At 39.0% G+C, this 15,715-nt stretch carries 13 protein-coding genes; 4 read left to right on the forward strand and 9 right to left on the reverse strand.

What is annotated here, in order from left to right:
• Positions 1 to 100 precede the first annotated feature (100 nt).
• The 7 genes from prfB to CC204_RS06315 all read right to left on the reverse strand — a co-directional run bounded on the left by prfB (position 101) and on the right by CC204_RS06315 (position 7,587).
• A protein-coding gene (prfB, locus tag CC204_RS06285; RefSeq protein ID WP_120308901.1) for a peptide chain release factor 2 occupies positions 101 to 1,202 on the reverse strand; the annotation gives its coding sequence in 2 pieces (ribosomal slippage) (positions 101 to 1,129 and positions 1,131 to 1,202; 1,101 coding nt in all).
• Between the two features lie 75 nt (positions 1,203 to 1,277).
• Entirely contained in the window at positions 1,278 to 3,809 is a 2,532-nt protein-coding gene (gene secA, locus CC204_RS06290; protein ID WP_088269397.1) for a preprotein translocase subunit SecA, read from the reverse strand.
• 244 nt (positions 3,810 to 4,053) lie between these two features.
• Positions 4,054 to 4,605, reverse strand: a complete 552-nt coding sequence (hpf, locus tag CC204_RS06295) for a ribosome hibernation-promoting factor, HPF/YfiA family (RefSeq protein ID WP_088269398.1) — start codon at positions 4,603 to 4,605, stop codon at positions 4,054 to 4,056.
• Between the two features lie 137 nt (positions 4,606 to 4,742).
• Positions 4,743 to 5,429 carry a ComF family protein gene (locus CC204_RS06300; RefSeq protein ID WP_088269399.1) on the reverse strand — a complete coding sequence of 229 codons (687 nt, stop codon included), beginning with the start codon at positions 5,427 to 5,429 and terminating at the stop codon, positions 4,743 to 4,745.
• Entirely contained in the window at positions 5,419 to 6,738 is a 1,320-nt protein-coding gene (locus CC204_RS06305; protein ID WP_088269400.1) for an ATP-dependent helicase ComFA, read from the reverse strand. Before CC204_RS06305 ends, CC204_RS06300 begins: the two co-directional genes overlap by 11 nt.
• Before the next feature lie 164 nt (positions 6,739 to 6,902).
• The gene (locus CC204_RS06310) at positions 6,903 to 7,226 is read right to left on the reverse strand and encodes a PTS sugar transporter subunit IIB (RefSeq protein WP_087641556.1); all 324 of its coding nucleotides are present in this window, start codon (positions 7,224 to 7,226) and stop codon (positions 6,903 to 6,905) included.
• Between the two features lie 118 nt (positions 7,227 to 7,344).
• Positions 7,345 to 7,587, reverse strand: coding sequence for a DUF7662 domain-containing protein (locus tag CC204_RS06315; RefSeq protein WP_227011259.1), 243 nt, complete (start codon positions 7,585 to 7,587; stop codon positions 7,345 to 7,347).
• A 211-nt stretch (positions 7,588 to 7,798) separates the two neighbouring features.
• On the opposite strand from CC204_RS06315, the gene CC204_RS06320 reads away from it, so the two are divergent.
• From CC204_RS06320 to CC204_RS06335, 4 genes are all read left to right on the forward strand, one after another.
• On the forward strand, positions 7,799 to 8,458 hold the full coding sequence (locus tag CC204_RS06320) for a YigZ family protein (protein WP_088269401.1): 660 nt from the start codon (positions 7,799 to 7,801) through the stop codon (positions 8,456 to 8,458).
• Complete coding sequence (locus CC204_RS06325; RefSeq protein WP_088269402.1) at positions 8,448 to 8,684, forward strand: DUF2829 domain-containing protein; 237 nt, start codon at positions 8,448 to 8,450, stop codon at positions 8,682 to 8,684. Before CC204_RS06320 ends, CC204_RS06325 begins: the two co-directional genes overlap by 11 nt.
• 73 nt (positions 8,685 to 8,757) lie before the next feature.
• On the forward strand, positions 8,758 to 9,522 hold the full coding sequence (locus tag CC204_RS06330) for a 3-oxoacyl-ACP reductase (protein ID WP_088269403.1): 765 nt from the start codon (positions 8,758 to 8,760) through the stop codon (positions 9,520 to 9,522).
• Between the two features lie 174 nt (positions 9,523 to 9,696).
• On the forward strand, positions 9,697 to 10,203 hold the full coding sequence (locus CC204_RS06335) for a QueT transporter family protein (protein WP_088269404.1): 507 nt from the start codon (positions 9,697 to 9,699) through the stop codon (positions 10,201 to 10,203).
• A gap of 59 nt (positions 10,204 to 10,262) precedes the next feature.
• On the opposite strand, the gene CC204_RS06340 is transcribed toward CC204_RS06335, so the two are convergent.
• Together CC204_RS06340 and CC204_RS06345 are read right to left on the reverse strand one after the other, a co-directional pair.
• Positions 10,263 to 10,970 (reverse strand): GntR family transcriptional regulator, encoded by a 708-nt coding sequence (locus CC204_RS06340; protein ID WP_088269405.1) that lies wholly within the window; start codon positions 10,968 to 10,970, stop codon positions 10,263 to 10,265.
• Between the two features lie 336 nt (positions 10,971 to 11,306).
• Positions 11,307 to 15,554, reverse strand: coding sequence for a 2-hydroxyacyl-CoA dehydratase (locus tag CC204_RS06345; RefSeq protein WP_088269406.1), 4,248 nt, complete (start codon positions 15,552 to 15,554; stop codon positions 11,307 to 11,309).
• Between the last annotated feature and the right edge of the window lie 161 nt (positions 15,555 to 15,715).

A 15,715-nucleotide genomic window follows, 5' to 3' on the forward strand; every position in this document is an offset into this window, starting at 1 on the left:
TCTCTCCATCTCTGTTTTCTAGACTATCAATCATTATAACATGTCTTTGTTTCAAGGCTCTTTCAAGAGTTTACAATTTTGTTTCATTTATGTAAACATCTCAATTTAGTTGATGTTTTAAATACGCATCGATAAAACCATCTAAATCTCCATCCATTACAGCCTGTACATTTCCAGTTTCAAAATTAGTTCGATGGTCTTTAACCATTGAGTAAGGATGAAAAACATAAGAACGTATTTGGGAGCCCCAACCGATTTCTAGCTGTTCTCCACGTAACGCAGCAGCTTCTTGCGCCTTTTTATCCATCTCCAGTTGATAAAGTTTTGCTTTTAACATCCCCATTGCTTGCTCTCTGTTTTTTAATTGTGAACGTTGAGCTTGACTGGCAACGACTGTTCCAGTAGGAATATGGGTGATCCGAACGGCTGACTCTGTCTTATTGATATGCTGTCCACCGGCTCCACTTGCACGATACGTATCGATTTTCAAGTCATCCGAATTGATATCGATTTCCACGTTTTCATCCAACTCAGGCATAATATCCACAGAGCAAAATGAAGTATGGCGACGTTTAGCAGAATCAAAAGGAGAAATTCGAACTAAACGATGGACACCTTTTTCAGATTTTAAATAGCCGTAGGCATTATATCCTTTAATTAGAAGCGTCACACTTTTGATCCCAGCTTCATCTCCAGCCTGATAATCAAGAATTTCTACTTGGAAACCATGACTTTCTGCCCATCGAGTATACATCCTAAGTAACATGCTGCCCCAATCCTGCGACTCGGTTCCACCAGCTCCTGGATGTAATTCCATGATGACATTATTTTTATCATAAGGTTCGTTTAATAAAAGAGAGAGTTCATAAATACTTAACTTTTCTTTCAACGCCAGTAATCGTTCTTCTAATTCCGTCTGAGTCTCAGCATCATATTCTTCCTGCTGCATCTCGCTCATCAATTCTAATTCTTCCAGTTCATCTGCAAATTGATGAAATTGCTGGAATTTTTCTTTATGGATATTTGTTTCATTGATCAGCTGCTGAGCTGTTTCTGTGTCATCCCAAAATCCAGGTTCCGCCATTCTGTTTTCGGCTTCTGCAATATCTTCTTCCAACTGATCTAAGTCAAAGAGACCCCCTGAAGCTTGTGATTGATTGATTCATTTCATCTAAAAGTGTTCGAATTTCAGCATTTTCCATGACCATTTCTTCCTTTCGATTATGCTCGCTAACATAATTAATGAAGGTGAGGGGCCACCTCACCTTCATTGGTTATTACATATCTTTGCCGTGGCAATTTTTGTATTTTTTACCGCTGCCGCAAGGACATGGATCGTTTCTTCCAATTTTTTCTTCAACGTGTACTGGTTTTTTCTTTGCACTTGTATTGCTTTGCGGTTCTTCATCATCGCCTTGATGACTAGCTTCCCCTTGTGCCACTTGTTCACGTTGAACATTTTGACGAATTTCTGATTTCATAAACAGACGAGTCACTTCATATTCGATCGCACCGATCATTTCTTCAAACATGTTATAACCTTCTGTTTGATATTCAACCAATGGATTGTTTTGTCCGTAAGCACGTAAACCAACAGACTGACGTAATTGATCCATTGCATCGATATGATCTGTCCATTTTGTATCTACAACTCTTAGGATAACAACTTTCTGGAATTCAAGCAGTTGTTCTGTCCCATTTAATTGTTCAGCTTTCGTATCATAAACTTCCTGAGCACGTTTAACCAAATATTCTTTGATTTCTTCTGGTGATTTGCCTTCAATGTCCGCTTTTGAAATAGAGTCTTCGTGAACGAGTGTTGAAGAGGCAAAATCAACGATTCCTTCTAAGTTCCAATTTTCTTTTTCAAGCTGTGTATGGCTTTCTACAACACGTGAAATTGTGCGTTTTACCATGTTCAATAACGTTTCTGTCAATTCATTTTCTTCCATGATTACTTCTAAACGCTGCGCATAGATAACTTCACGTTGCTCACGCATTACATCATCGTATTGTAGCACGTTTTTACGTGTATCATAGTTATTTCCTTCTACACGTTTTTGTGCTGACTCAACTTGCTTACTTAGCATTTTACTTTGGATCACTGCATCAGATTCTTCAATATTCATACGATCCAAGAACGCTTTGATTCGTTCAGAACCGAAACGTTTCATCAAGTCATCTTCAAGAGATAAGTAGAATTGAGAAACCCCTGGATCTCCTTGACGACCAGCACGTCCACGCAATTGGTTATCGATACGGCGTGATTCATGACGCTCTGTACCAATAACAGCTAATCCGCCAAGTTCAATAACGCCTAAGCCGAGCTTGATATCTGTTCCCCGTCCAGCCATGTTGGTCGCGATCGTTACTGCGCCTTTTTGACCTGCGTTCATAATAATTTCCGCTTCTTTGAAGTGATTTTTCGCATTTAGAACTTCATGCGGTACTTTTTCTTTATTCAGTAATTCTGATAACAGCTCTGATGTTTCAACAGCCACTGTACCAACCAATACTGGTTGACCATTGTGGTAGCGTTCTTTGATATCTTGAACGACTGCTTTAAATTTACTATCCAATGTTGGATAGAGTAAATCAGCACGGTCGTCACGAATGATTGGACGGTTTGTTGGAATTTGGAATACTTGGATATTATAAATTTCACGAAACTCTTCTTCTTCTGTTTTTGCTGTCCCTGTCATCCCCGCAAGTTTTTTGTACATACGGAAATAGTTTTGGAATGTAATTGTTGCCATTGTTTTTGTTTCATCTTCGATCTCTACACCTTCTTTAGCTTCGATCGCTTGGTGTAGACCATCAGAATAGCGACGACCATCCATGATACGTCCTGTAAATTGGTCAACAATTAGAACTTTACCTTCTTGAACCACATAATCAATGTCACGTAACATGATGTAGTTGGCACGCAAAGCTTGATCCATATGGTGAGTCAAGGCTGTATTTTCAATGTCATATAAGTTTTCTAAGCCAAAATTTTCTTCAGCTTTTTCGATTCCCGCTTCTGTTAAACCAATTGTTTTAGACTGGACATCGATTTTATAGTCTTCTTCTTCTTTTAGACGTTTTACAAAATTGTCCGTACGTGTATAGAGAGCAGTTGATTTTTCTGCTTGTCCTGAAATGATCAATGGTGTACGTGCTTCATCGATCAAAATCGAATCCACTTCATCCACGATTGCATAGTTTAACGGACGTTGTACCATTTGATTGCGATACACGACCATGTTATCACGTAAATAGTCAAAGCCTAATTCATTATTCGTACTGTAAGTGATGTCACAATTATAAGCATCACGTTTTTCTTCTGATGTTTTTGAATTGATGTTTAGACCCACTGTCAGACCTAAGAAATTGTAAAGCTCACCCATCTCGTCTGAGTCACGTGTTGCCAAGTATTCATTGACGGTTACAACGTGTACGCCTTCACCAGTTAAAGCATTCAAGTAAACCGGCATTGTCGCAGTCAAGGTTTTCCCTTCACCTGTTCTCATTTCAGGGATATTTCCATCATGTAATACGATCCCACCCATCAGCTGAACAGGGTATGGATATAAACCTAATACACGTTTCGCTGCTTCACGAACAACAGCAAAAGCTTCTGGTAATAACTGATCCAAGGTTTCGCCTTTTTGGTAACGCGCTTTGAATTCAGCCGTTTTTGCTTTTAATTCTTCATCACTCAATGCTTCAGTGGAAGATGCAAAGCTTTCTATTTTAGCCGCAATACCTTCCAATCGTTTCAATTCTTTTTTATCATTTTCGATCATCTTTTTCAAAAAATTTGCCATGTTTTTAAGTGTTCCTTTCAATAAACTCTATTTATTTTTGCACCAAATGCACAATCATCCTTTCCATTTTATCATTAGTTGACCAGAAAGGAAATAACTTCTATCAATATTAACGATTTATTATAGCATTTTTATTATGTAAATAGTACTAAAATGAGCAAAGAGACTGCGGCAAAACGTCTGCCGTCTTGCTTCAGTCTCTTCAATATCTCAAAATATCATCGATCAACGTTACTCTAATCGATCAGTCTGTTTCAATCAAGCCATACTTGCCATCTTTACGACGGTAAACAATGCTTGTTCCATTTGTTTCTGAATCTTCAAAGATGAAAAAGTTATGTCCTAGCATGTTCATTTGTAAAACAGCTTCTTCGCTATCCATAGGTTTTAATGAAAGACGTTTTGTACGAACAATATCTAGTTCTGGTGCTTCTTCTTGTGTTTCTTCACCGTTAAGGAAAATCGCTGCTTTCGCAGTATTCATTCCAGTTTCGCGAGATTTACGATTGATTTTTGTTTTGAACTTACGGATTTGCCGTTCTAATTTATCTACAACCAAATCAACACTTGCATATAAATCTGGTGATGTTTCTTCGGCACGTAAAACTAAATAAGGTAGAGGAATCGTAACCTCAACTTTTGCTGTTTTTTCTGTATATACTTTTAAGTTTACATGAACAGTTGCTTCAGGTGAATCACTGAAGTAGCGTTCCAATTTCCCTACTTTTTTCTCTACATAGTCTCGGATAGCTTCAGTAACTTCGATGTTTTCTCCACGCACATTGTATCTAAACATAACAATTACCCCTTTCATCTGACACTAAAGAAGGAATAAAAGGACCACTCTGTTATCCTTCTTCTTAATTCTATTATAACGAACTATCCTTCTTTTGCCAACAAAATTGCGGTCGATTTTTGATTTTAATTTTACTGTTATCTCGCGAGAGAAAACGTATGCAGTTTTGCGGGTCTTTTTTCTAAAATAACTTCGGCGGCATGAAAAATCGTCCGACCTGTTGTATAGATATCATCCACGAGCAAAACCTCCTGGTTATTGATGACGCGTTCAGCTGTTTCAGTCAATTTAAAGGGCTGCTCTAAGCTCATACGCTCTTTTCTATTTTTTTGAACTTGAGATAAACCATTGGAAAAACGCACTAAGTAAGGTTCATGAGCGATTCCAGCGGCATCTAACAACCCAGCGACTTGATTGAATCCTCTCGAAGCCATGCGTTCTTTTGATACAGGTACAGCGATCACAATCATATTGGATTTTCTTTTGAAATATGCTTTTAGTTCTAAAGCAAAGCTATGACGAAGCTGATAATTCCCTTTAAATTTATATTCTTCCATCCACTCTTGCATTGCTTGATCATAGGAAAAGAGTGCTTCATGGTGAAACTCGTAATCTGGAAATAACTTTTGCCATTGACTGCAGTCTGTACAGAACTCTTTGCTCTGTTGTTTTTGACAGCCTTTGCAACTGTTTTTTTGAGTCAAACGTCGGAATTTTTTACTACATTGTGAGCATAACTGCTCAGTGATTATCCGCTTAGGCAGAAAAATTTCGGCCAATGTTAAATTTCTAGTTATTTGTTGATGACAATAATTACAGCTCATCGATCAGTCCACGCTCTCTTCCGATTCTATTCATTTTTTTGATTTGTTGAACAGCTGCCTTGATCGTTTGCGTACAGCCATCATGTAAAAACCAAACTTCTCCAGCAGTATATTTCATCTTGCGATCCACACGGCCAGCGATCTGAACTAAAGCAGCGGTAGAAAATACGGAATGATTTGCGCCTAATACAATCACAGAGACCCCGTCAAATGTCACTCCTCTTTCTAAAATCGTAGAGGTGATCAAAATACGATATGCTTTGTTCCTCATGTTCAGAACTTTTTCGATTCTTTCTGCATCCTGAGAATGAACACAAGCTAAGGGTATATCCAAAAATGTTTTCCTAAGCGTTTTTTCTAATTGTTCCATCAACACAATGCTGGGACAAAAAATCAACAGGTCATTATTAGCGATCAATTGACGGATCAACGCAACCAATCCACTGGGAGCTTTTCCACGTGTCACTCTCTTTTGCCAACGATTGCACCATTTTAATTTTGGAACAGGCAAGCTTCTTCGATGATAGCGTGCTGGTAAAATACTTAGCTTAAGCTGATTTTGGCTCGTCTTTTTCATTAAATCTTTAGTCGGAGTAGCAGTTAAATAAACAAGCGAGCCATTTGACTTGACTGCCTGAGTTACGCCATACTGCAATAGCGGATTGCCAACAAACGGGAAAGCGTCCACTTCATCAATAATCAGTAGATCAAATGCTTGAAAAAAGCGTAATAATTGATGTGTTGTACAGATTAAGAGCTTGGTATATCGATAGTCTTCTTCCATTTTCCCATGAAGTAAAATCATCTCTTCGTTCGGGAAAACTGCCTGTATTCTAGGAAATAGTTCCATACAAACATCGACTCGTGGTGAAGCAATTGCTACTCGCTTTCCTTTACTCAAACAATCATAGATCGTTTTAAACAACATTTCGGTCTTACCAGCACCTGTGACGGCCCAAATCATTTTAGATTCTCCTTTATCTGCTGAAGTCAATAAGCTATCAGAAACTTCCTGTTGCCCTTTAGTAAGTTCACCCTCCCAAGAAAAATCAACGCTTCTTGGTATCAGTTCAGGTTCGGGAAGATGATAAAAACACTGCCCCGTATCCACACGTCCTAATTGAATGCACGCGGGGCAAAAATAAACGCCGTTAAAAAGGCTTACAGTATGTTTCTCATGAATTTGTCCGCAGCGAAGACATTCGATCGATTTAATTGTCCTTTCTTTCATCGTTGGCAAACATTGATAGTGATTGGTTAGCTGCTTTATTTCTTTGAGCAAAACTTTTCTTCCCCATAATTCTTTCATGTTCCCCCCTCCACTAATAAACTACGCATTTTTTTCGTTATTATTTTTGCAAAAAAAAACTCAAGCATAACTAAAAGAGTTATGCTCAAGTTCTTAAAAACTAAATAATCATAAGAAACGCTTTTTCTTATTGACTCAGGTTTTAGTCTTGTCTATTTTTAAACTTATTTATTCTCAATCAAATTCAACGCTTGTTGTAATACCTTTTCTCCGTTCATCATGCCGTAATCCGCCATATTGATGATATCGAGCGGGATACCTTTTGGTTCAAGACGTTTTTCAAAATCACCTTTCATAAAGCGGACTTGGGGGCCTAATAGTAGAACATCTACTGGTTTACTCTCTAAGTTATTATCTGCTTCAGATGCGGATACAGCGAAAATGTCTGCTTCCAATCCTTGAGCATCTGCCGCTTTTTGCATTTTTGTTACGAGTAGGCTTGTGCTCATTCCTGCAGAACAAACCAACATAATTGTTTTTTTAGCCATCTTCAATCATCCCTTCTTTTCTTTATTAATATAACACCTTTCACTCACTTCTTTACATCTATTATAGTAGAACCGTCTATTTTGTCAACGCTTACTACTTATATATGATCACACACTATTATTCGAAAAGCCAGTTGGATTTTAGTAGTTTATTAAAAACAACGTACTCCTTTAAAATGTTCACCTGAACGACTTGATATCCCGCATTCAACCAGCCATAAGCACCTTTTTCGGGATGTTTGTGGTCATTGGCCCACCAATCGATTTCTGTTCGAGCTGTTTTAGGAAGACCTGAATGGGGAAATAGCAACTCATCAAATTGAGTAAACGTTAAAGTAACTTGAGATCCGCCGTTGTTCATTAAATAATGGGTAACGCTATCATATTTCTTCTGCCGCTCTTTTGCCAAATTTTCCACTCCTTTATCTTCCAGTATGCTTTTCATTATTATCTCATAAATAAACGCAGAAGCAAACGAAGGTCATTTATTTTCAACCTTTTTTTGTAGATGGTTGCTTCTCTTTCTTATTTTTTTTATACTTAGGATACTATTTAAGTAAAGGAATGAGAAAATGCTTGAACGTTATTTTACCATTCAATCTGATGGCGAAAGTGAAATCGAGATCAAAAAATCTCGTTTTATCTGTGCGCTTAAACGAGTTTATTCCGAAGAGGAAGCGAAAGCATTTATCGCCGAAAAGAAAAAAGAGCATTGGAAAGCGAATCATAATTGCAGTGCATTCGTGATCGGTGATAAAAGTGAGATCCAAAGAAGTAGTGACGATGGCGAACCTAGCGGAACAGCTGGTGTTCCGATGCTTGAAGTCTTAAAGAAAAAGGAATTGATCAACGTAGTTGCTGTCGTTACTCGTTATTTTGGCGGAACTAAACTCGGTGCTGGAGGACTGATTCGGGCATATAGCCACGCTGTCTCTCATGCGTTGACTGATATTGGACTCGTCGAAGGGAAACTACAGCAGGAGATACGGTTACAGATCAATTACCCTAATCTAGGCAAAGTCCAAAATTTTATGGAGCATAGCCTTTATACGCTAAAAGAAACTCTCTATGCAGAGCAAGTTGAGGTGATCTGTTTGGTAGATGAAGCAGAAATAGAACAATTTGAAACAGAAATTACGGAACAATTGAATGGTCAGGTAACATTCGTCAAAGGTGACTGTTCATACCACGAAATACCTATTACGAAAACGGAGGAAACAGATGACATTTGAAGAAGTATTACCACAGATTAAAAAAGGCGCAAAAGCGGTCAGAACAGGTTGGAGCGAGTTTGAATTATATATTGAGTTAAGGGACGAAATCGGTACATCTGATGGTTCATTTCTCCAGGTCACTCCCTATTTTTTGATCAAAACATCTGACGAGGGATACAGTATGTTTTCACCGACGCCTTGTGATGTATTGGCTGATGATTGGAAGATCGTAACAGCAGAATAAATATGCTGACTATGCTAGGAAACTTGAGAGAAGTTGCCTAGCTTTTTATACTGAGTAGAAAAGAGGATGAATCATGCACTTCGACGAATATACAGGAAAAACTATTTTTGTGACAGGGGCTGCTTCCGGGATCGGTCAAGCACAAGCTGTAGCATTTGCTGCTCAAGGTGCGAATGTCTTTGGTTTTGATCTTGATCAAGCGGGATTAGCAGAAACCGCCAAAAAAAGTGCCGAAACAATAGGTACTTTTATCAGCTATACTGGTGACGTTACACAAAAGGATGAGATTCTTGCTGCAGTCAAATATGCGAATGAATGCTTTGGTTTTATCGATGTTCTGCTCAATACTGCTGGTATTCTTGATGATTATACGCCCAGTCTAGATACGACGGAGGAAATGTGGGATCGCGTGTTAGACATCAACCTAAAAGGCATGTTTTTAGTTACTAACCTCATTTTGCCCCAGATGATCGAACAGCAACATGGCATTATCGTCAATATGGCATCTATTGCAGGGATGGTCGCTGGCGGAGGCGGTGCAGCATATACTGCTTCAAAACATGCGATCATCGGCTATACAAAACAATTAGATTATGACTATGCCAAAAAAGGAATTCGCACAAATGCGATTGCGCCTGGTGCGATCAAGACGCCAATGAATGCGGCAGATTTTGCTGGTGATGGTCAAATGGCCGAATGGGTTGCACGCGAAACACCTGCAGGACGCTGGGCCAAGCCTGAAGAAGTTGCTTCATTGAGTTTGTTCTTAGCTAGCCAGCAGGCAGATTATATTCACGGAACAGTGATGACAATTGACGGTGGTTGGCTTGTGAAGTAAATAGATGATCTATTTCAATGCATTATCTATTTACAAATATCTCTAGATTCGGTAACATGGATAGCAGTGAAGAGATTCACACTATGACACTTCAGTTGGCAGAATATGCTGTCACTTCCTTTGGTCATAGTTATTACTAAAACGGGCCTGCCTGTTTTACAAAGGAGAATACAAATGAATCAACCAAACACACAGACCCAGCCATGGTCTACCGTTTCTATCGCAAAAATGGCATTAGTGACAGCTCTTTATATTGCTGTTACAATTTTTCTTGCACCTTTTAGTTTTGGAGTAGTTCAGCTTAGGTTTTCTGAACTGTTTAATTACCTGCCTCTATTCAATAAACGTTACATTTGGGCAGTCACTCTAGGTGTTGCTATTGCTAATCTTGCATCGCCTTTGGGATTAGTGGATGTCGTGATCGGGAGTTTATCCACACTATTGATTTTACAGCTTTCCTATTATCTAACACGACGCGTCAAAAGTCTGCGCAAAAAAATGATAATGACTGCCTTTCTTTGTTCTTTATCGATGTTCACAGTAGCCGGTCAACTTACCTTTTTCTATCAGTTGCCTTTTTTCTACACTTGGTTGACTGTGGCTTTAGGTGAACTTTTGTCCATGTCGATCGGTGGTCTATTGATATACTGGATCAGTAAAAAAATTGATCTAACAAAATAAAAAGCGGGATAGAAATCTCTGATACTTTCTTTTTGAAAGATCAATGATTTCTATCTCGCTTATTTTTCTAAATAAAATTCAAAACGGTTACCAACATATTGTGTACGAACATATTCAAATGGTGTACCATCTTCAAAGTAAGAAATCTGACGCAAACGTAAAATAGCATCGCCGCGTTTGATTTTTAAATAATCAGCAATTTGTTCTGAAGCCAGCATAGCAGAAATCGTTTGATTTGCATGACCGATTTTATTGCCGCCTTTTTCCTCTAAGGTTTTATAAAAAGAATTCGTGATCTCCGTTTTACTGTAGCGGTCTACTAATGAGTATGGGACACTGGCAACTTCAAAACAAATAGGCAGGTCATCAGCAAAACGAATTCGTTCCATACGGACGATTTGTTCATTTTCTGTTAGATTCAATTTTTCCATTTCACTTGAACTTGGCTTAGCTACGTAATAAGAAACGGTACGGCTAGAAGGTACTCGATTTTGCGAAAGCATGATATCTGTAAAACTGGTGGTTCCTGTCATTTTTTCCTGTACTTTTTTACGGGCTACATAGGTTCCTGAACCGATTTTTCTTTCTAAGATCCCTTCATCTGCCAACGTTTGAATCGCTTGTCTCAAGGTCATTCTGCTCACGCCAAATTGCGTAGCAAGTTCACGTTCTGATGGAAGCCTGTCCCCAATCTTCCAAACTCCGTGTTCTATGTCATTTTTGATTTTATCATGAATTTGTATATAAACTGGTAAACTCGACACCATCTGATTTCCTCCTCGTTATTCTCTTCCTTTCTATTATAACTGGTATATACCTTATAAACAACTAAAAGTTCTAAAAACAAGGTATCGAGAGGTTTTCTAATACTATTTGGTATGCCTGTTTCATTTCGTTTGTTGCGAAAAGAAAGAAATCTTTTGGATGCTTATAACTTTCACTCACTAACGTCTTAAAACAACGAGGATGAGGTAAAATTGCCGAATTTCGAACGATTTTTTACCATTGCCGAAGAACCTAACTTTTAGCCATCGTTTATTAAGAATTAAAGTCCGAGACAAAACTATTTTTCTAGTTTTATCCCGAACTCGATTACCTTTGTGTTATGAATGGATTTTTTCTTCATCCATCATTTTATGCGCAGTAGCCATCATTAAACGAATACGATTTAACTGATTGACTAAGGATACTCCTGGATCATAATCGATCGGTGCTATGTTTGCTTTAGGATACTGCCGTCTTAATTCTTTTGTGACCCCTTTACCTACTACATGGTTCGGCAGACAACCAAACGGCTGCATACAGACTATATTGTTTACATCTGATTTCAAGAGCTCGATCATTTCTCCGGTCAAGAACCAGCCTTCTCCTGTATGATTCCCAATCGATAAAATTTTTCCAGCATCTTCAGCCAGCTCATGAATAGAGTTGATTCCATCAAAACGCTTCGAATTGCTCAAAGCTTTGTCCATTGGTTTTTCAACATATTCAATCATTCGTATCGCAAATTTTGCTAAGTTTTTGCTTTGCTTCGACATACCAAGATTCTCGTATTTAAAAATTTGGTTGTATAAAGAATAGTTCATGAAACCAACGATATCTGGAACAACTGCCTCAGCACCTTCTGCTTCCAGCAAACGGACGATATCATTATTTGCTGTTGGGGAATATTTGACTAGGATTTCTCCAACTACGCCGACTTTCGGCTTTTGAATATCCAGTAGTGGGACTTCATCAAATTCTTTGATGATTTTTTTCATATTACGATTAAATAGCGTTAACGAACCATTGCGAACATTTTTTTCTACTTGCTTCAACCATTTTTCATGAAGTTCATCGATCATGCCTACTTCTGTCTCGTAAGGACGAGTCCGATAAACAACTCGTTCAAATAAATCACCATATAAGAAAGCAACTGCTAGACGCTTCAACATAGGTAAAGTAAATTTGAATCCAGGGTTCGATTCTACTCCTTTATTGCCCATCGAAACAGAAACAACAGGTACTTGCGGGAATCCAGCATCATTCAAAGCTTTTCTAAGCAGCGGGATATAATTCGTTGCTCGGCATCCGCCACCGGTTTGTGTCATCATCACACTCACATGATCTAAATCATATTCACCGCTCTCAAGTGCTTCAACAAGCTGCCCAATTGAAATGATCGCAGGATAACAAGCGTCATTGTTTACATACTTCAATCCAACGTTGACTGCCTCACGGTCATCAGCGGGCAGACAAACCACATTATATCCTGATGCTTTTAGCGCTTCATCAACTAATCCTGATTGATGGATCGGACTTAACATTGGTAAAAGTAGCGTATGCGTTCGTTTCATCTCTTTTGTAAATACGATTTTTTCTGGTTCTTCGTGCTGTAATTTCGGCTCAAAGTTCATTTTTTCTCTTTCACCAACTGCCGCCTTGAGTGAACGTAAACGAATTCGAATTGCGCCCAGGTTAGATCCTTCATCAATTTTCAAGACTGTATAGATTTTGCCATATTGTTCCATGATTTCTTCTACTTGATCCGTTGTTACTGCATCCAGCCCGCAGCCAAATGAATTCAACTGAACAAGTTCTAGATTTTTAGACTTAGCAACGACACGAGCAGCAGCATATAGGCGAGAATGATAGACCCACTGATTGACGACACGTAAATTGCCTACATCACCTAAATGAGAAATACTATCTTCCGTCAATACATGAAATCCTTCTTGTGTGATCACATCTGCGATCCCATGATTGATTTCCGGGTCCAAATGATAGGGTCTACCAGAAAGAACGATCCCTTTTTCGCCTTTTTGATTCAGCATTACAAGGGTTTCTTCCCCTTTATTACGAATTGCTTCTTTAAAGGCATCGAGCTCTTCATAGCCATGTCGTAACGCTTGAGTAACCTGCTCTGCGGAAATGCCCAAATCAGCAAAAGTATCGCTCAGGACTTTGGCAACAGATGCCTCGTCAGCTAAATTGATATATGGATTACGATAATCAACTTTACCGTCTCTAATATCATCAACATTATTGCGAATCACATCTGGATAGCTTTGAACGATCGGACAGTTAAAATGATTGTCCGCTTCTGCCGATTCTTGACGTTCAAACACAACACCTGGATAAAAAATCATCGGAATCTCTGCGTCGATCAGCGCTTGAATATGTCCATGAGTAATTTTCGCTGGGTAACAGGCCGTATCACTAGGAATGGTTTCCATGCCTTGTTCATATAGCTCTTTATTTGAACGCGGTGATAATTCCACCCTAAAGCCCAAATCAGTGAAGAACGTATGCCATAGCGGATAATTTTCATACATATTCAATACACGAGGGATCCCGATCCGACCATATTTCGCATCTTTTTCTTTTAATGGACGGTATTTAAAGAGCTTCCGATATTTGTAGTCGATCATATTGACTTTTCGGTCTTCTCTTTTGACTTTGATTCTAGCGCCTCTCTCACAACGATTGCCAGTCACAAATTGACGACCATCTGAAAATATAGTGACCGTCATCATACAATTGTTCTCACAAAGACCACAGTGTGTAAATTCCTTTTCTGCAGTAAATGTGTCCAACTCGTCTAAAGCAAGCATTGTTGTCTCTTGTCCTAATTCATAGTTTTCTAAAGCGATCAATGCAGCACCGTAAGCACCCATCAGTCCCGCAATAGAAGGACGAACCACCTCGCGCTCGCTGATCATTTCAAACGCCCGTAAAACAGCTTCATTATAAAAAGTACCGCCCTGACAAACGATTTTCTTTCCTAACTCCTCTGGTCGACGAACCTTGATTACTTTATAAATCGCATTTTTAATAACCGAATAGGACAGACCTGCTGAAATATCTCCAACAGAAGCACCTTCTTTTTGAACTTGTTTTACCTTGGAATTCATGAATACGGTACAGCGTGAGCCTAAATCTACCGGTGCTTTTGAACTCAACGCTTCAATGGCAAAATCTTTTACATCATAATTCAACGACTTGGCAAACGTTTCAATGAACGAACCGCAGCCTGATGAACAAGCTTCATTCAGTTGAATCGAGGATAACACACCGTCCTTGATCGTCATCGCTTTCATATCCTGACCGCCAATGTCTAAAATAAAATCTACACCTGGTTGAAAATGATCTGCCGCTTTATAATGCGCCATCGTTTCTACTTCACCGATATCGACCTTCAAAGCATTTTTGATCAAATGTTCGCCATAACCTGTCACTGCTGCCTTACCGATAAAGACATCCTTTGGCATTTGCTGATACAAGTCTTTCAAGACTTCCATCGTCGTTTCTAAAGGCTGCCCTTGGTTATTTCCATAAAATGAGAACAACAGATTACCATCTTCATCGATCAACGTGACTTTCGTTGTTGTAGATCCTGCATCGATCCCTAAAAATGCGACACCTTGATGTTCAGATAAAGGCTTTTCTTGCGCCTTAGCCTGATCGTGGCGGGCTCTAAATGCATTTAACTCCTCTTCATCTTGGAATAACGGTTCCAAGGTATCGGTTGGCTTCAATTGTTCCTGATCTCCCTGCGTTAGACGCTGAATCAGCTCTTCTAGAGTAGTCAAATTCGCGCCTTCAGAATAAATGGCTGCTCCCATCGCAACAAATAACTGAGGGTTTTCCGGGAAGATGACATCTCCCGGCTGGATATCCAACGTTTCAATAAATCGTTTTCTAAGCTCTGACATAAAGAAAAGCGGTCCGCCTAAAAAAGCGATCTTTCCTTTGATTTTTCTTCCTGCCGCTAACCCTGCAATGGTTTGATTGACCACCGCTTGAAAGATACTAGCTGCAATATCTTCTTTTGCTGCCCCTTCATTGATCAGCGGCTGAACATCTGTTTTAGCAAATACTCCGCATCTTGAAGCGATCGGATAAATCGTTTGATAATTTTTCGCCAGTTCATTGACTCCGTTTGCATCTGTTTTTAATAAGACGGCCATTTGATCGATAAAAGCTCCCGTCCCACCAGCACAGCTGCCATTCATCCGTTGCTCTAACGCACCATCGAAAAAGGTGATCTTTGCATCTTCTCCGCCTAGTTCGATCGCAACATCGGTTTCGGGAATAATTTCTTCTACAGTTCTTGTACAAGCGATCACTTCCTGAACAAAAGAAATGTTTAGGACATCTGCGAGCCCCATTCCTCCAGAACCTGTGATCGTCATCGTGAGAGGTGTTTTTTCACCAAGAACATTCATTGCTTCTATCAAAACTTTTTCTGTGGCTGCTTTCACATCTGAGTAATGTCGTTCATATTTTGCGAATTTGGTATGATTTTCTTCATCGATAATTACCAATTTCACAGTTGTCGAACCGACATCTATTCCTGCTCTTATTGTCATTTGTTTTATCTCCTTATTGTCCATACCTTTTTATTTCCCAACACTTTGTTGATTATCCTACAAGGTGTCTGATATAATACTTATGTATATTTTAGAAAGATTCTAATTTATTTGCAACAAGCAAAACACCCAAATTTGTGAGATAAGCAACAAACTTATCA

Source organism: Enterococcus wangshanyuanii, assembly GCF_002197645.1.
GTDB lineage: Bacteria > Bacillota > Bacilli > Lactobacillales > Enterococcaceae > Enterococcus_L > Enterococcus_L wangshanyuanii.